The organism is Devosia sp. MC1541, from assembly GCF_012847305.1.
In the GTDB taxonomy this organism is placed as follows: domain Bacteria; phylum Pseudomonadota; class Alphaproteobacteria; order Rhizobiales; family Devosiaceae; genus Devosia.
Map to the genome: position 1 here is coordinate 26,047 of NZ_JABBDZ010000001.1, position 24,611 is coordinate 50,657.

Consider the following 24,611-nt stretch of genomic DNA (forward strand, 5'->3'; position numbering starts at 1 on the left):
CACTTCCCTTTAGTTCCGTCCTAGACATGGGCTGGTGTCTGCATGACCAACCAATCCAATCCCTGGCTGACGAGCAATATTTGGGTGCTCGGGCTAGCGCTATTACCAGCCGCTCTCCTGATTGGCGCTTTGCTCTATTTTACGGCTTGGGCCATCGCCTTCAGCTTCACGGATCTGGCCCTCGTCGGGCGCAAATCTGTCGAGTGGAGCTGGGTTGGTCTACAAAACTTTGAGCGGCTGTTTACCCGTCGCGGCTTTCTTGAATCTCTCTGGACCACCGTTGTCTTTGTGTTTTTCTCAGCCATCGTGGGGCAGTCCGTCCTCGGATTTATGCTGGCGGCCGTCCTGCGTGGTACGCGTTCGCAACTGCGCACCATCATTGAAGTGTCGATCATGCTGGGCTGGTTGCTGCCAGACATTGTGGCGGCCTTTCTCTGGTCCGCCACCACAAGTCAGACTGGCCTCATCAATCAGCTGATCGTCGTGCCGCTTGGCTTTAAGCCGATCAATTTCATCAATGAATACGCGCTGCCCATCGTCACTATCGCCAATGTGTGGAAAGGCACGGCGTGGTCCTATCTGCTCTTTTCTGCCGCGCTCGATAGCGTCAGCCGCGAAGTGGTGGAAGCGGCCAAAGTCGATGGGGCGACACCGCTTCAGCGTGTCTTGCTTGTGCAGTTGCCGATTATCCGACCGCACATTGCGACCAATATGCTGTTCATCACCATTTGGACCTTCACCTATTTCCCGCTCATCTACGCGATGACGGGAGGCGGGCCTGGCACACAGACCCAGACCCTTGCGCTATTCCTCTATAATCAGAGTTTTTCGCGCGGGAACTTGGGCTTCGGCAGTGCCATTTCTGTCGCCATGTTGATTATTGTTGGCGTGCTCTCGCTGTTCTATCTGCGCCTGCTGCGGGAGCCGAAATAATGGATTCCAACGCCACAACCTCGCGCATGACGGCCATCGCACTGAGCTTTATGGCGGTCATCTGGGTCAGCCCGTTTTCCTGGCTAATCCTGAATGCTTTTAATCCGGATGCCAGCGGCCTTCTGGAAATTCCAAAGTCCGTTGGGCTCGATAATTTCGCAGAGGCGGTGAGTGGGGACGCCGGACGACAGTTCCTCAATTCCTTAATCATCGCTGCGGGTACTGCAACGCTGAGCGTTCTCGTCGGCATTGCGGCGGCATATCCGCTGTCGCGGCTCCGCATCCCGGGGCGCAACGCCTTTTTGTGGACCCTCGTGCTGTTGCGCATGTTGCCGTCTGTTGGCGTGCTGGTGCCGCTCTATTTTGCCGCTCAGCGCTCTGGCCTGCTCAACCAGCTCGGTGTCATCATATCCCTGACGATTTTGAACTTACCGTTCACGCTGCTGCTGCTCAAAAACTTCTTCGACACAGTGCCGATTGAATTGGAAGAAGCTGCCTATGTCGAGGGCGCGAGCCTCCTCCAGATCGTCACCAAAATTGTTCTGCCCATGTCTCGCGCGGGCATTGCAGTGGTCTGGTTCTATAGTTTCACAGGTGCATGGAATGAGTTCCTGCTGCCGCTCATCTTCGCTCGCGTGCAGGATGCTTTCCCAATGTCCGTCGGCCTTTACGCTGCCTTCGGCCAGCAGGGCGCGATCAACTACGGTTTTCTTACAGCGTTTTCAATCATCTACGCGGCGCCGGCGATCGGCGTGTATTTTCTTCTCAGGCGGAACATGAACACAGGGTTCGCCGGTGTCGGAGTTAAAGGATGACCTATTCCAATCCCCAATCGACCAAGCTGGGCTTGTTGGATGATGACCTCAAAATGGAGGGCAAGCTCATCCGCCTCTGCGCAGATCTTGAAGCCAAAATTCTGACGCCCGTTTCCGATGTCGGTTGGCAGTGGCACATCCAGCGCGCAGATATTTCGGCGGGGGACGCCCTTTCTGCAGATTGGCGATCATGGGAGACCTTTGGCTCCCATTCCGTCTGGGCGAAAAAGCAGGGCCACACGTGGTTCGCCGCTGAGGTAACTGTGCCCGAGGCGGCGGCCGGGAAAACCTTCGTGCTCAAATTCAAGAGCCAGTGGCAGGATCGGCCGGGGTCCACTGATCCGCAGTGCCTCGCCTATATTGATGGCCACATAGCGCAGGCGCTCGACGGCAACCACACAGAACTGGTTATCGAGCGCAAAGCCAAACCGGGTAAAAAGCACACGCTGCTGGTCAATGCCTTTACGTTTTTCGACCGCCCGCTCGTTGGGTTTACCGTCGAGTTTTTTACCCGTAGCGAGCGTGCCGAAAAACTCTATTGGGACCTAAAAACACCACTCGACGTCGCCATTCGGCTCTATCAAAACGACGCGCGCCGCCAAGCCATTCTCAACATTGTCGACAGGGCTTTGCGGGCACTGGATCGCCGCGCCGGATTTACCCCCGAATTTGAGGCGTCGCTGGGCGCCGCCGAGAAGATTGCTGCCGAGATTTATGCGCTCGTCGACACTGAGGTACAGCCCCAGATCACGGCCGTTGGCTCTACCCACCTTGATGTGGGTTGGCTCTGGCGGGTCATGCACACGCGGGACAAGACTGGTCGGTCTTTCGCGACAGTGTTGAACCTCATGGAGGAGTATCCTGAGTTCATCTTCATGTACAATCAGTCCGTGCTCTTCGATTTCCTCAAGCAGGATTATCCAGAGCTCTGGGCACGAATGATCAAGCGCGTGAAATCGGGCCAGTTTGAGATCGAAGGCGCCATGTGGGTGGAGCCAGACGTCAATATTGTTTCGGGTGAAAGTCTGGTGCGCCAGATCATGCGCGGGCGGCGCTTCCACCTCGATCATTTCGACGTCGATCCGAAAACCGTTTGGTTACCCGATACCTTTGGTTATTCGGCCAACCTCCCGCAAATCATGGATAAATCCGGGCTCAAATATTTTGTCACTTCCAAGCTGAGCTGGAACGACACAGATCGCCACCCCTACGACAGTTTCCATTGGTGCGGGATCGACGGCACTGTCACCAAAGCCCAGCTGATCACCGCTCAGAAATACGAAAGCGAGCAGATTTTCACGACCTATAATGGCGATCTGTCCGTGAGCGAGACCATGGGTGCGTGGAAGCGTTACGAGCCCAAGGCGGTGCACAATGAAGTCGTTATGTCCTATGGCTATGGCGATGGTGGTGGCGGTCCGACACGGGCGATGATCGAGCGCGGTATTCGCCTAGAACGCGGTATTCCGGGTGCGCCACGGGTCAAGCTGGAAGGCATTGTGCCCTATCTCGACCGCCTCGGCGCGGCCATGGATAAGCCTGGTAGCAAGTTTCCGACCTGGAATGGCGAACTCTACCTGCAATACCACCGGGGCACGCTGACCTCGGTCGCCAAAAATAAGGCCAACAACCGCCGCGCCGAACGCATGCTGCGCGAGCTGGAGTTTTTGGGCGCGTTGGCCCTCAGTCAGTCTGGCCACGCCTATCCAAGCGAGACTTTGGCCAAATTCTGGGAACTGGTGTTGATCAATCAGTTCCACGACATTCTGCCCGGCACCTCGATCCCGGAAGTCTATGTCGACAGCGACCGCGAATATGCCGAGATTTTCTCGACGCTCAATTCGCAGAATGGGCCTTGGCACACCGCTGCCAAAACCCTTGCAAAGTCGGGCGACGGTGCGCTCTCTATTTTCAACTTTACCGGGCAGACCCGTAACGATCTCGTTGATTTCGGTTCCGATGCGCAGCTTGCCGGTGCGGCTGTCACTTCAGCCTCTGGCTCCGCACCTCTTCAGAAAATCAGTCGTGCCGATGGCACATCCAGCTTTGCCGCACCGGTCTCGAACGTGGCTGCGCTTGGCTGGACACGGACGCAGCTTGTTGCTCAGCAAGGCGCTGTCCGTTCGGCTGTTTCAGCCACAAAGACACACCTTGAAAATGAGCTTCTGCGTGTGACTTTCGACAAGTCCGGCGAAATTACTTCAATCTTCGACAAGGCTCGCCAGCGCGAAACCCTGGCCGCTGGAGAAAAAGCCAACCGCCTCATCGCCTATGAAGACAAGCCGATGGAGTGGGATGCTTGGGACATAGACCGTTATTTTGAAGAGCAGTTCTGGCCACTGGCCGATACGGCTGCGACGATTTCCGTCGCGGAAACCGGTCCTCATCGCGCCGCCCTTCGCATCGAGCGCAAGTATCAAAGCTCGACCATTGTGCAAGTAATCTCCCTTGTTGCCGGCGAGCGGCAGATCGAGTTCGATACTTATATCGATTGGCTGGAGCGGCAGACGGTTCTCAAGGCGCAGTTCCCATTTGATCTCAATATCTCCGAAATTCGCTCGGAAATTCAGTTCGGCCACGTTAAACGCCCGACCCATCGCAACACCACTTGGGACCGCGCGCGCTTTGAAGCCTCCATGCACCGGTGGGTGGATATCAGCGAAACCGACTTCGGCGTGGCGCTGATCAATGACTGCAAATATGCCTATGATTGCCACGAGCAATCGGTGCGGCTGACGCTGGTGCGCGGGTCAACCTTCCCCGCGCCCGATGCGGATCTGGGCGAACATCGCCTGCGCTATGGACTTCTCGTGCATGATGGCGTGGCTGATTTGCACGAAGTCCACCGCGCCGCCGAACGCTTCAACAATCCTCTGGCTGTCGTTGGCACCCGAACCATTGCGTCTGCGCCGGCGCAGGGATTGGACAGCTTTAGTTTTGCCTCGGTCGACGTGCCCAATGTTGCGCTTGAAACTGTCAAAAAGGCCCAGGCGTCTAATCGCTTGGTCTTGCGGCTGTTTGAGCACGCCAATATCCGGGCCGATGCAACCATCAGTTTTGGCCTGCCGGTGAAATCTGTCCGCACGGTCAATCTTATGGAAGAAGGCCCCAGCAAGCCTCTGCCGCTCGCAAACAATAGCGTCAAACTGGCCTTGCGACCTTTCGAGATCGCAACACTGCTGATCGAAGTTTAAGGAGGCCGATATGGCTGACGTTACGCTACGGAATGTACGGAAATCTTATGGGAGTCTCGAGGTCATCCACGGCGTCGATCTCGATATTAAGTCCGGTGAGTTCGTCGTGTTCGTCGGCCCCTCTGGGTGCGGTAAGTCCACGCTGTTGCGCATGATCGCGGGGCTCGAGCCGATTTCGGGCGGCGAAATTTCTATTGGTGGGAAAGTCGTCAACGATGTGCCATCGCCGCAGCGTGGCATTTCCATGGTGTTCCAGTCCTACGCGCTCTATCCGCATATGAGCGTCTTCGACAACATGGCTTTTGGCCTGAAACTGGCCAAAACGCCGAAGGCAGAGATCGAGCAAAGGGTGCGCGAAGCGGCGCGTATTCTGCAAATCGAGCCCTATCTCGATCGTATGCCTAAAGCGCTGTCCGGTGGGCAACGCCAACGTGTGGCCATCGGGCGCGCCATTGTCCGCAACCCCAAGGTCTTTCTCTTTGATGAGCCGCTGAGCAATCTCGACGCTTCATTACGCGCTCAAACGCGCATTGAGATTGCCAAGCTGCACGATGCGCTCGATGCGACGATGATTTATGTCACCCATGATCAGGTTGAGGCCATGACCTTGGCCGATCGCATCGTCGTGCTTAATGCCGGAAAGATCGAACAGGTTGGTTCGCCACTTGAGCTCTATCGCCATCCGGTCAACACTTTCGTCGCCGGCTTTATCGCCAGCCAGCGAATGAATTTTATCGAGATCACCCCGACATCTGGCGGGTTTAGCTTGCCGGGGGGCGGAACGGTACGCCTCGATCATCCCAAGCTCGGCGAAGCCAAAACATTTGGCATCCGGCCAGAGCATTTGCAGGTCGCCGCCGAAGGGCAGGGAGACCTCTCAGGTAGGTTGACTGTGATCGAGCAATTTGGCGAATACGCTCTTGCTTATGTCGAGCTTGCAAACGGCGATCTGGTCACGCTCAAAATTGATGGCGCGCCAGAGCTGGAATTGCACCAAACACTCTCGGCCAAAATCCCGCCTGACGCAGTACATCTGTTCGACGCGGCAGGCAGGGCTCTCACTATAAATTAAATTGCCTGTAGACCTACAAAATCTGGCGCAGGACAACTGGCCGACAGGTGCGGATCGAAATCTCTGCCTCCGACCACGCCTTATCCTGCGGGTCAAAAAGCGTCTCTCGACATGACACCACTACACGTCGTGGGTCTGGAGTTCAGTTTTGAACTCGGACACGGGCGGGGTTTGTTTCTAATGGTTTGCCAAGGGTTTGTGTAAAACCATCATCCTCAAACTCGCTCGCTTGACACCCAAGCAGGGTCACCCTAAACAGCCCCACGTTGCGCCGAACGAGAGTTCGCAAGCGCTGCGGGAGTAGCTCAGTTGGTTAGAGCGCCGGCCTGTCACGCCGGAGGTCGCGGGTTCGAGCCCCGTCTCTCGCGCCATTTTCTTTCATGACATCGCTGATTTGAAAACGTTCGCTTCGTACGTACTGAATGTATTCGGTCGTACGATGGTTTGATGCTTTGGAGCCCATGCGGGGCACTTCAAATGCGTGCTCCATACGCCAATTGCCCAGCGGCCATGGGAGGCGCGCTGGGTTATGGTGGTGCGGTTTGCTTAAGCGTTTTTGGGTGGTACTGCTGCGAATTCGTTCAGCAGGAAGGCATGCGTTGCGGGGTTGGCGACGATTAGAGCGCCTGTTTTCGCATAGTGCTCTTCCCCGCGGCCCCACCAGTCGGTGACGATCCCGCCCGCTTCTTGCACCAGTAGAATGCCCGCCGCGGTATCGACAAATCCGGTCTCCTCGTAATAGCCGGTCAACCGTCCGCAAGCCACATAGGCACAGGAGTTTGCAGCGCTCCCCACGACGCGAACCGCGCCCACTTGGTTACGGATGTGGTCAAGGCGCTCATAGGCGCCGGGGTAGAGGCTGTGGCTCGGTTGCGCGAGGCCCGTGCCGATGCACATCATGCCGACATCGGCGTGTTTGCTGACGTCGAGTTTTGCGCCGTTGAGAAAGGCGCCGCCGCCCTTCATTGCCGTAAACATCTCGTCGGAGACGGGATTGTAGACGAGCCCGCATACCGTCTCACTGCCGCGACGCAGGGAGATTGTGATGGTGTAGTGTTGGCCGAAGAGGAAGTTCGTTGTGCCGTCAATCGGGTCGACGAGCCAACGGTGTTCAGGATCGGCGCCATCGACGGGTGCGAACTCTTCCCCGGTAAGACTCCAACTCGGATCGATAGCGAAAAGTCGTTCGCGAATAAGCGTTTCGGACTGGCGGTCAGCGTCGGAGACGAAATCGCCAGGACCCTTCACACCGATCTCAATATCGCGAAAATTCTTAAAATGACCTTGGGTAAGCACGCCGGCTTCGCGGGCAGCGTCGACCATACGGTCCAAAATAGCGTCGTAGTTGAGGGTCATGATGTGAGGGCTGAATGCAGCCCCTCCGGGTCATCGGTGGTGATTTGGTCAACGCGAAGAGCGATGAGGAGACGGGCCTTCTCGAGCGATGGTGCGTCGACCTTGTTGAGGGTCCAAGCATCGGCACGGCGGTTGTCAGCGTGGACAGCAGCGATCATGTCGAAGCCTTCGCGGTCGGCCTGAAGGACGATTTCGTGATGCAGATAGATCAATTCGGCGTCGGGTGCCGTGGCGAGGGCATCCTGGATGAAGCCATCGTAGTCGCCGCTCTGTTTAAGTTGCTCAAGGCTGTCGCCGTGGCAGGGGTCATAGCCAATCTTGAGACCCGGAGTTGCATTGGCGAGCAGATCGATCGCCGCAAAGTCGCCGCCGGAGAGGATCATTGCTCCAACATGATTTTTGATCGTTGCGGCGACGCTGCGCACCGTTTCCTCGTCGAGCGCCGCACGCCCTTCTTTGAAATCAAGTTGCAGTAAGGCCTCTGGGTGAGCGGGCTCTGTGTCGAGGAGGGCGCAAAGGTCTTCGAGCAAAAGCACTTTTTCCGGCAGAACCACGCCGCTGTTGTCGCGCAGATTGAGTTGGCGCAGAACGTCAGCTGACGTCTCGCGAACTAAGCCGCGGCCCGTGGTTTCTTCCGATAGTTCAAAATTGTGCAACACAGCGCAGCCGTGATCGGCGTGGATGACGAGGTCGATTTCGACACTCGCCCCAATCCGCATGGCTTCGATGATGCGGCTCGCGCCAAAGACGGGATCATCCGCCTTGCGTCGCCCTCGGTGCCATTTCAGCCACGTCCGGTGGCCGTTTGTTTCGATGTATAACGGGAAGGTCATTTAGCTTCGATACACCCGCGCATTGTCGCGATAGGCCGCGATGGCTTTGGGCTTGAGGGTGACGCGTTGGCCGTTGCTGAAGAGGTCCGGATGGTTGACCATGGATTTGATCCGCGTGTTGTCGCTCAAATGGACGTCAACGAGCCCGTGCGTGCCAAAATCGGTGACGCGATGGACGACGGCGCAGCCAGTTTCTGAAACTTCGAGATCCAGCGCTTCAGGACGCATAGCCAGGGTTGCCGCGCCATCGGGGATGGGCAGAGCGACTGTGAAGCCAGAGCGCTCAAATTGACCGTTGGTTACACTGCCGTCCACGAGGTTCATCTGGCCGATAAAGCCAGCCACAAAAGGCGTCAGTGGCTCGCGATAGACCGTTTCTGGCCGATCAATCTGCTCAGTCCGGCCATCGCGCATGACGACAATGCGATCCGCCATGGCAAGGGCTTCGTCCTGGCCGTGGGTGACGAAAAGCGTTGTGATTTTGAGGCGCTGCTGAATATCGCGCACTTCTTCACGAAGGCGCTCGCGCAGATGCTGGTCGAGGCTGGCGAACGGTTCGTCGAGCAAGAGGATCTTTGGCTCGAGGACGAGCGAACGCGCCAGCGCCACGCGCTGCTGTTGGCCACCCGAAAGCTGGCCCACGCCGCGCGTGCCATAGCCCGGCAGGCCAACGAGCTCCAAAATGCCTTCAACGCGCTCTTTGATCTCTTTGGAAGGGGTTTTGCGCAGTTTGAGGCCAAAGGCGAGATTGTTGAACACATTCATATGCGTCCACAGGGCGTGGCTCTGGAATACCATGCCTGTCGGGCGCTTTTCAGGCGCGAGGTAGGTGATGTCTTCGCCGTCGATGGAGATGACGCCTGAGGAGGCGCGTTCGAACCCGCCAACCATGCGCAACAGAGTTGATTTACCCGACCCAGAAGGGCCGAGGAGACACACCAGTTCGCCATCGGCAACATCGAGCGAAAATTTGTCGACCGCCACAATGGAGGAGCCAAAGAGCTTGGTGACATCAGTGATCTTGAGAACGGACATATGGTTTCCTAGCCCCCGAAGCCGCGCGCGAAGGCGCCGCCGCCGATAACCCGGCGGGCAAAGATAAGAGCGATAAACGAGGGTACCCACAGCAGCACGGACAGTACCGCGCCAAACTGGATGACCATCTGATTGTTGATGAAGGAAATCATCAGAACCGGCATGGTTCGGATGCCTGGTGCGCCGATGAGCCAAGCGCCTTCGGTTTCGTAGAAGGTACCGACAAAACTCAACAGCACCGCAGCGGCGATCGTCGGACCCGCCTGCGGGAGCGTGACGGACCAGAACACGCGGAATGGGCCAGCGCCAACGTCGCGTGCCGCTTCTTCCATGCGCCGGTCTACCGATTGGAACGCCGCCACCGGAATCCAGATCATGAATAGCAATGTGCCGACGAGCTGGATCAGCACCACGCCCCAGAAGGTGCCAATGAGATTAAGTTGGAGGAAGATCGCTGCAATGGCGATCAGCAGACCAAATTTTGGGAAGGCATGACCGGCGAGAAACGAGAAAAACAGGATCGAGCGACCCGGAAAGTCCAGCCGCGCAAATGCATAGGCAGCGGGTAGACATATTGCGGCAGACAACAGGGTGACGACTGTCGAGAGCTGTAGGCTCAGCGTCAGCGCGGCCCAAACGTCGGGACGCCCTAACGTCTGGCCCCAGAAACGGAAACCAAATTGTTGCGGGATGACGTTCGGATACCGCCAGACCTCGGTGAAAGCCCAAGTGCCGACAACGAGCAGCGGAAAGATGATCGCAATCGACAGAACGGCCGCGAAAACGACTCCGGTCCAGTCAAGGCGAGGGCGCGTGGGAGCGATGGTGGTCATGTCACTTCCCCTGATTGCGCGCGACGGAGCGCACGTAGAACAGCCCGAAGGCGATACAGAAGCAGAAGGTTATGACTGCCTGCGTGATGGCGTTGATAGGGTCGTTCACTTCGCGGAAGGTGCGGTTCATGAACGGGCCCATCATTTCTGGCGAAGCGGGACCCAGCAAATAGGGCAGGGTGAAGCTTGAGAAAATGCCCAGCACAGCGAAGGAGATCGCGACCAAGACCGAATTCGAAATGCGCGGCAGAATGATGTACCAAAGCACTTGCAAGCGCTTGGCCCCAACATCGCGCGCGGCTTCAATGGACTGGTTGGAAACGCTGCCAAGGCCGGAAAGCAAGATCAGAACGGTGAGCGGAATATTATCCCAAACCATGCCGATGACCGGACCCCACGGGGTCAGATATGGCGTGCGGATTTTGGGAAGACCAACCGAATTGAGCAGAATGTCGACCATGCCATTCGGCCCCAAAACGCGGATGAACGCGTAGGCCAGAATGATCGATGGGACGAACATCGGGAAAATCGCGAGGGCCTGCACATAGGCCGGGATTTTGCCGGTTGAGAAGCGCAGGTATATGGCGATGGGCAAGCAAATGAGCAGCAGGAACAGGGCACAAACGCCCGTCGTCCACAGCGTGATCATCAAATTGTTGATGCTGTACTGATCTGAGAAAAAGAACACATAGCTTGAAAGCGTAAAGCCGGTTTCGCCATTGGCGTCTGGGCGCCAGATGGTGCGCCCAATAGCGCTAAAGATCGGCCAAATGATCAGCCAAGCCATGAGAAGAACAGGCACGGCGACGAGCAGAAGGCCAGTTGGCCTCCTGCTGTCGGTCTTTTCCATGAGAGGGCGTGCTCCCCCTTCCACGACGTTGGTCACTGGGTGCGATCGACGTTTGGAGCGACGTTACGATACCAGCCATCATTGATCGCTGCTTCCCACGCGCCGCCCGGGAAGGTTGGGATCTGCTGCGGAATGATGTCAGCAAACTTTTCGCGCAGTTCTGGAGAGATATGGTCCCAGCTTACGCCCGGGAAGCCACCGAGCTCGGTCAGAATGGCGCTCTGGATTTCTTCGGAAAGCATGAAGTCCGCGAGCTTGAGCGCTGCATCACGGTTGGTACCGGTTTCAAGTACGACGGAGCGCGTGAAACCACCAACCAGGGCAAGGTCCTGTAGCTGCACGAGGCCGGTCGTTTCTGGCAGAACGCCCTGATCGATTGCCTGCAGGATCTGATCCGACCAAACCGGGGTCATGGTCACAACGCCCTGTGCCAGAAGCTGGATCGACTGGGTGTTGCCCGAGGAATACGCGCCGTTGTCATAAAGGGACGGTGCGATGTCCGACAGAATAGCCCACGCATTGCCGAGCGCTTCATTGCCGAAAGTCTCGTCGTAATTATCGACGGTGAACTTGGATGGGTCGAGGCCGTTGGCTTGGTGAATGGCGCGACGGACGAAGTTGCCACCTGAGCCGCCCTTGTCAGGACGGTTGTAAACGAACTGGCCGGGGTTTGCCTTGATCCAAGTGACCAGCTCATCCCAAGTTTTCGGGGCGTTGGCTGGGTCAAGCTTGGTCGTGTCATAGGCCAAGAGCACTTGGCTGCCGCGATAAGGCAAGGAATAGTCGGACTGAATGCCGGCAGGATTGACCTTGTCGTAGTTCGATAGGCCAGCTTCCTTGATGTTTACGAAAATGCCAGCTTCGATTGCACCAGCTGGTAGCAGCGGGTCAGCCGATTCAAAGAAGTCTGCCTGTGGATCAGTGTTGGTCGCCTTAGCGGCTACCGCGCGTTCACCAATGGCGATGATGCCTGCGCCGTCACCGGCGTCCACAAGGTTCAGCTTGAATTCAGGATGCGCCGCTTCAAAGGCGGGCTTAACCGTGTTGGTCCAGAAGTCGAGAATATTGCTGTCCGAGCTGGTGTACCAATCAATGGTCCCCTCAGCAGCCAAGCTGACCTGTGGCAACATCGAAATGCCGGCCGCCAGACCCGCGACCGAAAGCATAAATGCACGACGTTTCATTCAAATCTCCCATCCCAAATGACTGTCGAAGTCATTGCGCAAAAACTGCCGATGTGCGGAGGCGGCGTCCGATCAATGTCGGTCAGTCGTTGAGATCGGCTCTCAACGACGCGCCTCATGGGCCTCCTCCCTTGTGAATTGCGGAAGGACGCCCACTCTTCGATGGTGGGTCTGTCCAAGAGCGCACTCTTCACACAGAACAGACAACACCTAATAGCCAATGCACACAAGTGCATATTTGCTTACGAAGTGCGGATATGGATATTGGAGCTACATAACGCTCATATGACAGCTCTTTAGTGCACAGCTGTGCAATCGCTGGTGTCTTCAGCGTTTAAGAGTTATCGCGAACTAAGGTATTGTTTTTAAAGAGCTTAGATTTTGCCGGGGCGGACCGACTTCCGCCACACGGGAATAGGCTCGATCACGGTGCGTGCAGAGCTGCTTGGGGTCGCAGCGCCGAGCAATTCCACCACTTTGGTGCTCAACTCGTCCAGAGGCTGTGCAAAAGTGGTCAGCTGGTACGAATCCCAGCTCGATTGCTCAATATTGTCGAAACCGACGACGCAGAGATCGCGCGGAATATTGAGCCCGAACTCGCGCCGAGCAGCGTCCATGAACCCAAGCGCCAGCAAGTCGGTGACGCAGAATACGCCGTCCGGTGCGTTAGATCGACCGAACATGCGGCGGGCAGCGTCTTGACCAGAGGCATAGCTGGTTGGTCCGCCAGCAATGGCTGTGACAGCCAGTCCGGCGTCCTCTGCTGCCGCTATGAAAAAGCGTTCGCGTTCGACAAGGCTGGCCGTGCGGGCCGTCGAGGTGACCAGTCCCATCCGTTCGCAGCCAGCACGGCGGAGCAGGAACAGCGCCTCGCGCCCCGCAAAGGCATTGTCGACGCCCAGATTGCTCGACCCGGACAGTCGCTCGTCGCGATTGATCAAGATGACCTGCTGGCCGTTGCTGAGGCAGGTTTCAATCAAGGACGATGGGGGCGTGCCCGACAACACCACCGTGGCGTCGGCGCGATAGTTCAGCGTCTGGTGCAGCGCCTTGGTCAGGCTTGCTGTGTCCGTCTCGGTGTTGATCACCATGGTGATCTTGCCGGCCGCTTGGAGTTTTCGGGTCAGTTCATCAACCATCAGCGCGCGGATGGGTGTGGTCATATCCGCCACCACAAGGCAGACAATATTGCTGTCTTCGCGCAATCCGCGGGCGAGATGGTTGACGTGGTAGCCGAGCGTTGCCGCTGCCTCGAGAACTTTCCGACGCGTTGGTTCGGATACGCTGGCGCCGTCGGTGAATGTGCGTGATACGGCTGATCGCGAGACCCCGGCACGGTCGGCAACCATCTGAGCACTCACAAAGCTACGCTTTTTGCCGGACATCGCATCCACCCTATCGAGGGGGAGGATTTGGTCTAAGTCGCTGCGCCCCGTCAAGGGCCACTGATCTCGTCGCGTGGCCGTTGCGGGGCATGGTCGTCACTTGATCTCGTTCATAAAGATCAGGTTGCGCATTGCCAGCTGCAGCGGCGTTTCTTTGGCGTCGGTGGCGACGTCCTGTTCCACGACGATCGGGCCGGTAAAGCCCCGCGTTTGCAGCAGGCGCATCACCGCCTGAATATCTACGGCTCCATCCGGCAAGGGGCACATGACGCCCGCGCCATAAGACGCCGCTATCGAGAGCTCGCCAGAAAGGACGCGAGCGCGCACTTTGGGGTCGACGTTCTTGAGATGCATATAGGCGATACGGTCGAACCGGCGCTCCATATAGGCGAGGGCATCTTGGTCCCAAAAGGCGTGGTGGCCGGTATCAAAACAGAGGTCGATACTGGTCTCATCCAAGAGGCGATCAATCTGGGCTTCTTTTTCGACAGCAGTGCCGATGTGCGGATGGAAGCTGAGTTTTAGGCCATAGTCGCCCTCGACCAGCGCAATTGCGTCGCGCACCATGCCCACGAGCTCTTGCCATCCAGCCTCATCCAACACGCCTTCCTGACCCGCTGGATAAGAATTGCTCTCGTCCATAATGACGAGATGTTTTGCGCCCAGGGTTTTGAGCAGAGGTGCCAGCTCACGCAAAGTCGCCATGAGTTGGGGAGCCGACTTGGCGTCGCCAAACGTATGAACATGGGTTGCGCCGATCAGTGTCAGATCGCGCTTTGCCAATTCTTCGCGCAGGACATCAGCGTCCTTGGGCAGAAAGCCAAACGGGCCGAGCTCGGTGCCGCGATAGCCTGCTGCGGCCACTTCATCGAGATAGCTCGCCCAAGTGTATGAATTGCCCGTTGGATAGGCGATGCCCCAAGAGCAGGGCGCGTTGCCGATAAGCATGGATTGGGTCCGGAATTAGCGGGCGAGATAAATGGGGTTGGAGAGCGCGCGGCGAATGGGCTGGCTCTCAAGGTCGGTGCCCTTGAGTTGCCAAGGCAATTCCTTGCCATTGAGCGCCGCTTTGAAACTCTCGATCAGATCGGCGCGGCTCGCGTTGGCGATGATTTCGGCACGGATAAACATCTTGGGTGAGACAGGCAGCGTTACGTTCCACTCGTCGCTCTCAATGGTGACGGAAGCGATTTCGCCACTGGCGTCGATGAGCGAGAGAGTGTCGCCTGCCGCGCCGCGGATGGTCACCTCAATCTCCGAGATGGCATCGCACGTGCCACCCATAACGCTGTCGCCAGCGCGAATTTCGAGATGCGGGCCTGTTGGGCTTTCGGTAACATATCCGTATCCGGATTTCATCGCCGATAGAACCGCGTTTTCTGAGAGTTCCGGCATGTAAAACACGGTCGTTGGGCGCGCCAAAACCAGCGGGCCTTCCGGCAACGATCGATCCGGCTGGTGGAAATCCGAGCCGCCAATGGCCGAGAGTTTTAGCCCGGAGGCGAGGCGCTGCTGGTACTTTTCGAGGGCGACCCAATTCCATGCCAGCCAGGTGGATTGCCAAACTTCCTGACAGTCGGCTGCGGGGAAATCATAGTCCCAAGGGATGGTCGGCTTGTCGTGATTGATGGATAGCAGCCCGCCTTTGTCATGCACCAGCTTGGCCAGAACATGGGCATCGCTTGGCTTGGTCATGCGGAAGTCGATCCACTCGTCGACGCCAAAAACATTGGCGTGGCCGACGGCCGTGGTGATCTCCATGCCGCGGATGAACACCAAGTCTGGTGAGGACTGTGGGTGGAAATAGCGGCGCTGGGTAATGGTGTTGTGGTCGGCGATGGCGAGGAAATCGAGCCCGGCCTGCTTCGCCGCAGCATGCAGCAGTTCGGGCGCGCCGCGCGCATCGGAATGAAATGTGTGGCAGTGCAGATCGCCACGATACCAGCCAGCGCCTTGGCGCACCGGGAAACTGCGAGCCGGTTGGGGGGCGTGGGGACGGGCACTGCTGTCGAGTGTGATCGTTACAGTCACATCGAGGCCAGCAACTGGAACCTTATAGAGCCCGAAAACGACAGTCCAAGTGCCGGGTTGGATGGTGCCGTGGATATAGCCGGGCGTCGCATCGTCCGTAGCAATGAAATAGGTGTCACGAGCGCCGCCGCTCCAGCCGCGAAACCCTGCGGCGGTCGGGTAGCCCGTGTCGCGTGGATCGAAAGCGCCCAGATCAATAATGGCATCTTCCGCCTTGGCGTAAGCCAAAGTGACGTCGATGCGTGAGGTGGCTGCGGGCACCTCATAGGGGATGTAGTAATAGGGGTTCCGCTCTTGGTCTGCGCGGGTGATGTGGTGCGTGATGGTCAGCATCTTATTCCCCAACGGCCGGAATGCGCTTGCCGCTGCTGTCGAACAAATGGGTGTGTTCCACGCCAAAGCTCAGGCTCACTGTGTCACTTAGCTCCAGATGATCATCGATGAAAATGCGCGCAGTGATGCGCGCGCTATCGCCGCGATCCAAGGTCACAAGGCTTTCGGGGCCCATGTTCTCATTGGCGAAGAGCTTTGCCGTCACCGTGTTTTCGTTACCGGCCTTGGCGATGTGGAGGTGCTCAGGGCGGATGCCGAGGGTAAGCTTGGGGCTGGTGCTGAGGGCACTGGCAATCGCGTCGGTCATTGGCAGATCGACGATTTTGAGATCGCTGGCCTTGAGGCGCAATTGACCATCGATCTGCGCGCCTTCGACTTCGACAAGGTTCATCGGCGGGTTGCCGACGAAGTTCGCGACAAAGGTGGTGGCTGGGCGACGATAGATTTCGATGGGCGAGGCGAACTGCACGATCTTGCCCGCATCCATCACAGCTATGCGTGAGGCCAGCGCCATGGCTTCGGCCTGATCGTGTGTCACGTAAACGGCGGTGATGCCCATGTCGCGTTGCAGGTGGTTGAGGAAGCCACGCGCTTCAAGTCGCAGCTTGGCGTCGAGGTTGGAGAGCGGTTCGTCAAAGAGATAAACCTTGGCTGGATAGACGAGGGCGCGAGCAAGCGAAGTACGCTGCTGCTGGCCGCCTGAAATCTGGCTCGGGACGCGGTTCATCAAATGACCGATCTTGAGCACATCGGCCACTTCCTTGGCACGGGCATGGCGTTTTTCGACCGCTTCGCCGCGCACTTTGAGCGGGTAGGCGATGTTATCGGCTAGGTTCATATGCGGGTAGAGCGCATAGTCCTGAAACACCATGGCGATGTTGCGATCTTTCGGGTGGAGGTGGGTCACCTCTTTGCCGTCGATAAAGATCTGGCCGGAGGTCGGCGTTTCGAGTCCTGCGATCATGCGCAGCGATGTGGTCTTGCCGCAGCCCGAGGGGCCCAAGAGACAGACGAACTCACCATCGGCAATGTCAAAGCTGACGTCTTCGACCGCGCTGAAGCTGCCAAAGCTCTTGAAGATGTTCTTGAATTGTACAGATGCCATGGGAGTTAAGCCTTGATGCCGCCGAAGAACCGGAAGCCGAACTTCCAGCTGACGAAGAGGTAGAGCGCGATAACGGGGAGCGAGTAGATCAGCGAATAGGCCGCCAACAGGGTCACGACCGGCGTGCCCGCCTCGGAATAGAAGGAATAGATGGCCACAGATGCTGGCATGTTCTCGCTCGAACGCAGCAGAATGAAGGGGATGAGGAACGAGCCCCAGATGTTGACGAAGGCCCAGACGACCACAACCACAATGCCCGGACGAATGACTGGCAAAGCCACGTCAAAGAAGGCCTGCACGGGCGAGGCTCCGGCCACCATGGCGCTTTCCTCATAGGATTTTGGAATGCCATCGATGAAGTCGCGCAGGATGAACATGGCCGTTGGCAGCAGGCCACCAGCGAAGGTGAGGATCACGGCAAGATGGGTGTCCATCAATCCAGCGGCCGAAACGATCAGGAAGATCGGCACCATGGCTGCGGTTCCCGATACGACTGACGAGAACAGCAGCAGAATATAGGTGACTGCGCCCTTGCCGGGGATCGAGGAGCGCGACAGCGCATAGGCAGCCAGCGTTGCCGCGGAACCGACGAGGATCACGCCACCGACGGCCTGAATGAAGCTGTTCCAGAGCGCCTGCATGGCAAAGCCATTGCCAAAGACGGTGAAAAAGTTCGAGAGCGTCCAAGGATCTGGAATTTCGAGACCCAGTTCCGCCCTCGCGTTGAAGGGCGAGAAGATGAACCAGACGAGCGGCAGAGCAAAGACAATGCCGATGATCGTGGCGAGGCCCGAGAAGGCGATACGGCTCAAAACGGCGTGGAACGGAAGGTTTTTCATGGTGGCTTTCCTCACGTCTTCGGCGTCTTTTTCTTGCCGATGCTGAGATAGATCAGCGCAAAGGCAAGGTTGATGAGCATCATGATCACGCCAACGGCCGCGCCCTTGCCGAACTGGAAGTCTTGGAAGGCAACGCGGTAATTGTAGATGGAGACAAGTTCGGTCTTGTAGCTTGGCCCGCCATTGGTCAGCAGGAACGGCGTGAACACGTTGAACGTCCACATGGTGATCAGGATCAAATCGGTGACGATGTGACCCTTGATCAGCGGGAGGCCAATGTCCCGGAATTTCTGGAACGAACTTGCACCCGCAACGTCAGCAGCTTGGAAATAGCTGGGCGGGATAGAGGCAAAGGCTGAGTTGAACAGCATCATCGAGAATGCTGCGCCGCGCCACGTATTGAAGATGACGATGACCCAGAATGGCTGCTGTAACAGGAAGTCGCCCTTGGGCAGGCCAAGGCTCGTGAGGATCATGTTCAGCGTGCCGTTGTCGTAGTCGAGAAAGGCAAACCAAGCAAAGCCGATGACAACCTCAGGCAGGATCCACGCGCCGATAACGAAGGTTTCGACCATGCGCTTGACGGCCGGAGGAACGGTCTGGATGAGCCAGGCCAGAATGAGGCCGATCAGTGCTTGGCCGAGGAGGGCGGAGCAGAGAACAAATTGCGTGGTCAGGATCAGCGAGAAGCCGAACTGACCACGCTGGAAAAAGGACGCCGGATCGAACAGCGTCAAATAATTGGCGAGGCCAACAAACTCTGGACTGAGGGCGGTTTTGCCCAGCAGGGTCCGGTTGGTAAAGGAAACAAATATCACCCAAAAAAACGGGATGATGACGAAGACCGACACCAGAAGGCCCGCCGGGACGAGAAATGCCGCTCCGGTTCTATTGGAAAGTAGGGCGAAGTTTTTGCCCTTCGATTTAGGTGGTGATGCGCTAGCGTCGGTGGTCATTTAGGTCCTACTCAGGTGAGTGAGGCTATGCAAAATGCCTCGCGCGGACGGCAAGAAACGGCCGCCATCGATCGATCGAGGCACGGATAAAATCGCCTAGGGGCAAGGCGAGGATTGTGAAATGTGCTGGTGTGCCCGGCGTCGAGGAAAGACGCCGGGCACTAGGGAGTTCTAAAGCGTAGAGACAGTGTTCTCTTCGCCAACAATAGCGATGACTGCCGAGCGGTACTGAGCCATTGCATCTTCAGGCGACAGTTCACCCGAAACCACGGCTTCGGTCATGCGCTGGATTTCTTGGCTGACCGCGTTGTAGTGCGCATTGTTCGGACGCGCGGTGGTGATCGGCAGCAAGGCCTGGCTGGTTTCCGTCAAGAAGGCATTGTCCGGGATCGCCACGTCATCACGCGAGCGAATGCCAGGTGAGAAGCCTTGGAAGGCCGTCATCTGTTCTTGGCTCATCATGAACGACAAGAACTGCCAGGCTTCCTTCGGGCTGTCGGTATTCGGGTTGATCACATAGCCCGTACCACCGGAGATCGAGACAGCATCCTGCCCGCGAATGCCCTTACCCGGCTCTTGAGCGGGCATCTTCTTCCAAGTCATGACATTGTCGCGGTCTTTGACTTCGAACTCGGCACCGGGCGCGGTGACAGAGCGATAGAACCAGTCGCCTTCCACCAGCATGGCGGTCTTGCCATCGCGGAAATTGGCAAAGGTGCGGTTGCGCCCGTCTGCCAGAAGCTGCGCGCGCTGATCGCCTAGGCCGTCATCAACATAGATGGTCTTGTAGAGGTTGAGCGTGTCGAGAATGGCCTGGGAGCCAACGATGAATTTGCCGTCGTCATTTGTGACGCCTTCGCCCGTGCCCAGCAGTGCCATCCAATAGCCCTGCATGGTGGTCGCTTCGCCCATGGCCACACCAGCGTTCAGCTGCAGTGGGGCTTCGACACCGGCTTCCTTGAGCTTCTTGGCAGCGTCGATCAGATCGGCCCAAGAGGTGGGGTTCCACGTCGCGGCGTCGATGCCGGCCTTGTCGAAAAGGTCTTTGCGCACGAAGACCATGCGCACGTCAGTCCCAAGGCCGACGCCATAGGTTTCCCCGCCATAGGAGAGGATGGAACGAATGCCGGGCGAAATGTGGTCCCAGCCTTCCCAATTGGCGTAATCTTCGCCAATCAACTCATCGAGAGATTTTAGGAGGCCGCCTTCAGCAAATGAGGGGATCAGGAAGCCGTCGAAGCCCGAGATGTCTGGGCCTGCGCCGGTTGAGAAGTCGAGAGCAAGCTGCTGGGTGAGCTGGGCGTCTTCGCCACCAAACTGGTTCAGCTTCACATTGATGCCCGGATTGGCGGCGGTGAAGCTAGGAATAACGCTCTCTTCGATCCACTGAGCGGTCGCGCTATTCACGCCGCCGATGACGCAGCGGCAGGTGATTTCTAGATCAACGGCGAATGCCGGCACTGCCATAGCGGTGGCAGAGACGAGGCCGAGCGCAAGTGCGCGTAGGCGATTGCTCATCGCAGATTCCTCCCATGTGGTGGCTCCGGATTCTCCGGTAGCCGCTGTTGGCCCGCGCCTCCCTTGGCTTGCGGACGCTGTCAGATTGAACACGTTTTCACTGCTCGTCAATGGCAGGTATGGTAGTGTTAACTTTTGTGATGCCGGTTCACTTGCGGAAAAGCCGTGTTTTCATCGCATTGTCGCGTCTTTGGGGTGTGGAGAACTTGGTCCTGCGATAGTCTGCATTGACAGTTCAGCTCGGGTTCTGTTCTTAAATGAACACGATTTCATCTGTGTGGAGTGTGTCTGTGAGTAGTGCGGGCGGGCCGGGACGGGGTAGGGCGACGGCGGAAATGGTCGCTGCGAAGGCTAACGTCTCGCGGGTGGCTGTTTCTCGGGCGTTCAATCCGCACACCTCGCTGAAACCGGAAAAGCGCGAGCTCATCCTTCGGATCGCCAAAGAGCTGGACTACACCCCTGATCGCGCAGCGCGAGCGCTGGTGAGCGGCCGCTCGCACCTTGTTGGCGTGATCGTTCCAGACGTGTGCAGTCATTGGGAATCTCAAGAGATCGACGCTTTGACGACAGCGCTCCAGAACGAGGGTTTTGCCACGCTCCTGTTCAAGACCCGAACTGACTACTCCATGGATGAGCAGTTGCTCGCCTATATGCGCGGCTTCAACCCAGACTCGGTGATCGCCTTCGTCGAGAATGTGAAGCCGAAAACTCTCGTGCGCTTCCTCGGTCGTGCGGTGCCGATCTACGTCAACTATCCTTTTGAAAATGAAGACGATACGCCGGTTGCCGAGCCATTGTATGACCGCCTGAACGTCTTCCAGCACAATGGGATCGATCAAGCCGTAGCCCTGCTTCAGGGTTTTGGGGCGAAGCGGATTGCCTATCTTTCTGGGCTGAGCAAGTCTCGCGCTAACGTGTCTCGCGAACGGACCCTCCGGCGCGTCATGCGTGAGCGCGGAATGGGCGAGCCGCAGATTATTCCAGGCGATTTCACCTATGATACCGCTTATCGCTCGACCGTCGATCTATTCCGCATCGGGCAGGGCGCTGATGCAATTTTTGCGGCCAATGACGTCGGCGCCTTTGGCGTTCTAGACGCTTTGCGCCACGAGTTAAACCTGCGCGTCCCTGAGGATGTAAAGGTCGTTGGCTTCGACGACATCGCCCAGTCGCACTGGAAAAGCTTCAATCTCACAACGGTCAAGTTTGACCTCGATGAGCGCGTGCGCTGCCTCGTTCGCCTAATTTTGCGGCGGCTCAATGCGCCGGACGCGCCAAGTTTAGAAGAAACATTAAACACCCGTCTCGTCGTGCGTGGCACGGTGGGCTGAGCTGGGCATTTTCATGACGCAAACATCTGAGCAGCAGATCCATCTGATCTTCAAGACCCATCTGGACATTGGCTTCACCGACCATGCCAAGCGCGTCCGCCAGCAGTATCATGAGCAATTTATCCCGCAGGCGATTGCAACCGGCGCCCATTTTTATGCCGAAGATCCAGCCAATCCAAAATTCATCTGGACCACTGGCGCTTGGCTGATCTGGGATCACCTCCAGACCCAAAGCGCAGAAAAAGTCGCACGGCTAGAAGACGCGATCAGAAAGGGCCTCATCGCTTGGCATGGTTTGCCATTCACCTCGCATACGGAGTTGATGAGCCCAAAAATGTTCCGCGCGGCATTGAGTTTTTCGCGTGAGCTCGACAAGCGGTTTGGCAAAACGACTATTGCCGCAAAAATGACGGACGTACCGGGTCACACGCTGGGCATGGTGCCACTTATGGCCGAAGCAGGGCTTCGGTTCCTGCACCTTGGGGTCAATACCGCGAGCCCAGTCCCAGACGTGCCGCCAATTTTCCGCTGGCGCGCTGAGGACGGCAGCGAGATTGTCGTCATGTATCAGAATTCCTATGGCGCTACGGACTTTCCAGCCGGTCCGGACTTGGGCCTCAGCTTTGCGCACACCAATGACAATATCGGGCCGCAGAGCGTCGGGCAGACCGTCGAGGCCCTGCGCGAGCTTCATCATGCGAACCCGGGGGCGTTGATCAAAGCCTCTACACTTGATGCGTTCGGCCAAGCCATGTGGGATCGGCGCGAAGACTTCCCAATTATCGACAAAGAAATTGGCGACAGTTGGATTCATGGTGCGGCATCTGATCCGGTAAAATTGAGTCAGTACAAAGCACTAGAGAGATTTTACGAGAAATTGGATCAGCCGACGGAGGAGCGCGAGAGTTTCGCGCGGCTGCTCGCCATGGTGGCTGAACACACTTGGGGCGTGGATATCAAAACCTATCTGCGCGACGACCAGGCCTTTGATCAGGCCCAGTTTGAACACGCCCGACAAACGAATTATCGCTTCCAATATGCCGAGCACTCTTGGCAGGAACAGCGCGACTACATGCAGGATGCGCTCACGGCCCTATCTGCCGAAGATCGCGCCGCCGCGGCTGAGGCGCTCGCCGAACTGGTTCCGATCGCACCGCGTGCGCCACGGGCCGGCAATCAAATCAGCGACGGCGGCTGGGTAGCCGATCTTGATCCGTCGACGGGAGACATTGCTTGTCTGGTCTCGCCGGAGGGCATTGAGATCGCGGGCAGTCATGGCGCGCTCTTCGGCTACCGCCACGAAACCTATGATTGGGCTGAGCTACAAAGGCACCTCGATAGCTATCTTCAGCATCGGCAGGAATGGGCCATCCTCGACCATGACAAGCCGGGTCTGCAGAATGCCAAAACCGCGCGCACCGCGTCGTTCGCGCCCACTCATATCGGTGTCGATGCCAATGCGCAGATCGCCATTGCCGCCATTTCGCGGGATGAGGCCGCGCATGTCGGCATCCCGGCGCGTCAGGACATCGCCATTCGGCGCATATCGCATAGGTCTGTCGAGGTCTCACTGACACTGCGAGACAAGCCGGCCAATCGCATACCCGAAGCCGGATTTTTTGCGTTCACCCCTGCGGGCGCGGCGGCATGGTCACTGCGCAAAATGGCATCGTGGAAGGACAGTGCGCATATTGTTCGCGCCGGTGGCGGTCAATTGCAGGCCATTGAGGCGGCGCGCACCACGCTCGATCAGATCGAGCTGACAATTGAGCCCATTGATAGCGCACTGGTTTGCCCCGCCGGCAGCGACTTCATTCCCTTCCAGCCGGAAATTCCTGATTTCAGTCAGGGCCTTCGGTTCAACCTCTATAACAATAAATGGGGTACGAATTTCCCGATGTGGTGGGACGGAACGGTGCAGTTCCGCTTCGTGCTGACCCTCGGCGGGAAATGAACGGACAGGACCGCGCAAAACTGCGAAGCTGATAGGGTTTCGTGATCATCACGACGCACCGGACCCCATGATAGGGAAGAACGCACTTGGCACACTCTATGCCTTCCGCCGCTGCTGGTGTTCAGCCCGTTCAGAACCGTCCGGGGCTGTGGCAACTGCCGCAGCTTGATCCAGAGGGTCACAAGTTTACCCGTGGGCATGTCGTCGTCCTCAGCGGCAGTCCACTGCAGACTGGAGCCTCGCGCCTCTCAGCCTATGGTGCATTCCGCGCCGGGGCGGGCTTGGTCACATTGGTGGGCAGCGAAGCGGCATTGAGGGTGCACGCTGCCCATGTCACGGCAATTATGTTGCGCATCGCTGAAACAGCCCCAGACTTTGCCACGGTGCTCGCAGACGAGCGGATCAACGCCTTGGTGATTGGGCCGGCAGCTGGGGTAGGCGAGGGTACTCGGGAGCGGGTGTTGGCGGGCTTAAAATCCAAGGCCAATATCGTTCTGGATGCCGATGCGCTGACGGTTTTCGCATCAGACCCCGACACTCTGTTTGCAGCCATAAAGGCAAGACCGTCTGGGCATGTCGTTATGACGCCGCATGAAGGCGAGTTCGCACGGCTGTTTGACGCGAAAGATGCCTCCAAGGCCATTCGCGCCTATCAGGCGGCGCGCGTCTCGGGTGCGGTTGTAGTGCTGAAAGGCGAAAACACATTCATCGCCGAGCCCGATGGCAAAATCGTCGTCAACGACAACGCGCCTGCGTGGCTGGGGACAGCGGGCTCAGGTGATGTTTTGGCTGGCATCATAGCGGGCCTGATGGCGCAAGGCATGAACGGGTTCGATGCCGCCGCCGCGGGCGCATGGATTCACGGCGCTGCGGGAAGTGCCTTTGGCGGCACCGGCATGATCAGCGAAGATCTCCCGGGGCTCATCCCCAATGTGCTTCAGTCTCTGGCTGATAAAGTGAAGAGTTGAGGGCCGCAGAGCCGCTTGATCAGAAATTGTGAAGCGCATAGAAATCTGGCGCTGCATTAACTCCAGTTTGAGTGGTGACGCTAGAG

General features: G+C 57.7%; 20 protein-coding genes and 1 tRNA gene. 8 read left to right on the plus strand and 13 right to left on the minus strand.

The genetic code is table 11. The features are described 5' to 3' along the window. Positions 1 to 42 precede the first annotated feature (42 nt). From HKD40_RS00120 to HKD40_RS00140, 5 genes are all read left to right on the plus strand, one after another. Positions 43 to 933 (plus strand): sugar ABC transporter permease, encoded by an 891-nt coding sequence (locus HKD40_RS00120; RefSeq protein ID WP_169193699.1) that lies wholly within the window; start codon positions 43 to 45, stop codon positions 931 to 933. After that, on the plus strand, positions 933 to 1,748 hold the full coding sequence (locus tag HKD40_RS00125; protein WP_169193700.1) for a carbohydrate ABC transporter permease: 816 nt from the start codon (positions 933 to 935) through the stop codon (positions 1,746 to 1,748). Before HKD40_RS00120 ends, HKD40_RS00125 begins: the two co-directional genes overlap by 1 nt. Beyond that, positions 1,745 to 4,942 (plus strand): glycoside hydrolase family 38 C-terminal domain-containing protein, encoded by a 3,198-nt coding sequence (locus HKD40_RS00130; protein WP_169193701.1) that lies wholly within the window; start codon positions 1,745 to 1,747, stop codon positions 4,940 to 4,942. Before HKD40_RS00125 ends, HKD40_RS00130 begins: the two co-directional genes overlap by 4 nt. Positions 4,943 to 4,952: 10 nt before the next feature. Next, positions 4,953 to 6,014: a sn-glycerol-3-phosphate ABC transporter ATP-binding protein UgpC gene (ugpC, locus tag HKD40_RS00135; protein ID WP_169193702.1), complete on the plus strand. Its 1,062-nt coding sequence runs from the start codon at positions 4,953 to 4,955 to the stop codon at positions 6,012 to 6,014. 294 nt (positions 6,015 to 6,308) lie between these two features. Continuing rightward, positions 6,309 to 6,385: transfer RNA gene (locus tag HKD40_RS00140), tRNA-Asp, on the plus strand. A gap of 175 nt (positions 6,386 to 6,560) precedes the next feature. Here the strand turns inward: HKD40_RS00140 and HKD40_RS00145 are convergent. From HKD40_RS00145 to HKD40_RS00205, 13 genes are all read right to left on the minus strand, one after another. After that, positions 6,561 to 7,370 (minus strand): inositol monophosphatase family protein, encoded by an 810-nt coding sequence (locus tag HKD40_RS00145; protein ID WP_169193703.1) that lies wholly within the window; start codon positions 7,368 to 7,370, stop codon positions 6,561 to 6,563. Next, the gene (locus HKD40_RS00150; RefSeq protein WP_169193704.1) at positions 7,367 to 8,203 is read right to left on the minus strand and encodes a glycerophosphodiester phosphodiesterase family protein; all 837 of its coding nucleotides are present in this window, start codon (positions 8,201 to 8,203) and stop codon (positions 7,367 to 7,369) included. The genes HKD40_RS00145 and HKD40_RS00150 overlap by 4 nt, the downstream gene beginning before the upstream one ends. Then, on the minus strand, positions 8,204 to 9,238 hold the full coding sequence (locus HKD40_RS00155) for an ABC transporter ATP-binding protein (RefSeq protein ID WP_169193705.1): 1,035 nt from the start codon (positions 9,236 to 9,238) through the stop codon (positions 8,204 to 8,206). Positions 9,239 to 9,246: 8 nt separating this feature from the next. Continuing rightward, the gene (locus HKD40_RS00160) at positions 9,247 to 10,071 is read right to left on the minus strand and encodes an ABC transporter permease subunit (RefSeq protein ID WP_169193706.1); all 825 of its coding nucleotides are present in this window, start codon (positions 10,069 to 10,071) and stop codon (positions 9,247 to 9,249) included. Position 10,072: 1 nt separating this feature from the next. Beyond that, the gene (locus HKD40_RS00165; protein WP_169193707.1) at positions 10,073 to 10,921 is read right to left on the minus strand and encodes an ABC transporter permease subunit; all 849 of its coding nucleotides are present in this window, start codon (positions 10,919 to 10,921) and stop codon (positions 10,073 to 10,075) included. Positions 10,922 to 10,953: 32 nt separating this feature from the next. Beyond that, on the minus strand, positions 10,954 to 12,105 hold the full coding sequence (locus tag HKD40_RS00170) for an extracellular solute-binding protein (protein ID WP_169193708.1): 1,152 nt from the start codon (positions 12,103 to 12,105) through the stop codon (positions 10,954 to 10,956). Positions 12,106 to 12,479: 374 nt separating this feature from the next. Then, positions 12,480 to 13,490, minus strand: coding sequence for a substrate-binding domain-containing protein (locus tag HKD40_RS00175; protein ID WP_169193709.1), 1,011 nt, complete (start codon positions 13,488 to 13,490; stop codon positions 12,480 to 12,482). Between the two features lie 96 nt (positions 13,491 to 13,586). Further along, positions 13,587 to 14,438 (minus strand): sugar phosphate isomerase/epimerase, encoded by an 852-nt coding sequence (locus tag HKD40_RS00180; RefSeq protein WP_169193710.1) that lies wholly within the window; start codon positions 14,436 to 14,438, stop codon positions 13,587 to 13,589. A 15-nt stretch (positions 14,439 to 14,453) separates the two neighbouring features. Next, positions 14,454 to 15,854 carry a CehA/McbA family metallohydrolase gene (locus tag HKD40_RS00185; RefSeq protein ID WP_169193711.1) on the minus strand — a complete coding sequence of 467 codons (1,401 nt, stop codon included), beginning with the start codon at positions 15,852 to 15,854 and terminating at the stop codon, positions 14,454 to 14,456. A 1-nt stretch (position 15,855) separates the two neighbouring features. Next, entirely contained in the window at positions 15,856 to 16,959 is a 1,104-nt protein-coding gene (locus HKD40_RS00190; protein ID WP_169193712.1) for an ABC transporter ATP-binding protein, read from the minus strand. A 5-nt stretch (positions 16,960 to 16,964) separates the two neighbouring features. Continuing rightward, positions 16,965 to 17,798, minus strand: coding sequence for a carbohydrate ABC transporter permease (locus HKD40_RS00195; RefSeq protein WP_169193713.1), 834 nt, complete (start codon positions 17,796 to 17,798; stop codon positions 16,965 to 16,967). Positions 17,799 to 17,809: 11 nt separating this feature from the next. Next, the gene (locus HKD40_RS00200) at positions 17,810 to 18,754 is read right to left on the minus strand and encodes a sugar ABC transporter permease (protein WP_169193714.1); all 945 of its coding nucleotides are present in this window, start codon (positions 18,752 to 18,754) and stop codon (positions 17,810 to 17,812) included. Positions 18,755 to 18,925: 171 nt separating this feature from the next. Beyond that, entirely contained in the window at positions 18,926 to 20,272 is a 1,347-nt protein-coding gene (locus HKD40_RS00205; protein WP_169193715.1) for an extracellular solute-binding protein, read from the minus strand. 335 nt (positions 20,273 to 20,607) lie between these two features. Between HKD40_RS00205 and HKD40_RS00210 the strand changes: the two genes are divergently transcribed. The 3 genes from HKD40_RS00210 (at position 20,608) to HKD40_RS00220 (ending at position 24,525) form a co-directional block, all read left to right on the plus strand. Continuing rightward, positions 20,608 to 21,603, plus strand: a complete 996-nt coding sequence (locus tag HKD40_RS00210; RefSeq protein WP_169193716.1) for a LacI family DNA-binding transcriptional regulator — start codon at positions 20,608 to 20,610, stop codon at positions 21,601 to 21,603. A gap of 13 nt (positions 21,604 to 21,616) precedes the next feature. Beyond that, positions 21,617 to 23,557: a DUF5054 domain-containing protein gene (locus tag HKD40_RS00215; RefSeq protein ID WP_169193717.1), complete on the plus strand. Its 1,941-nt coding sequence runs from the start codon at positions 21,617 to 21,619 to the stop codon at positions 23,555 to 23,557. 86 nt (positions 23,558 to 23,643) lie between these two features. Then, positions 23,644 to 24,525: an NAD(P)H-hydrate dehydratase gene (locus HKD40_RS00220; RefSeq protein ID WP_169193718.1), complete on the plus strand. Its 882-nt coding sequence runs from the start codon at positions 23,644 to 23,646 to the stop codon at positions 24,523 to 24,525. Positions 24,526 to 24,611: the final 86 nt, after the last annotated feature.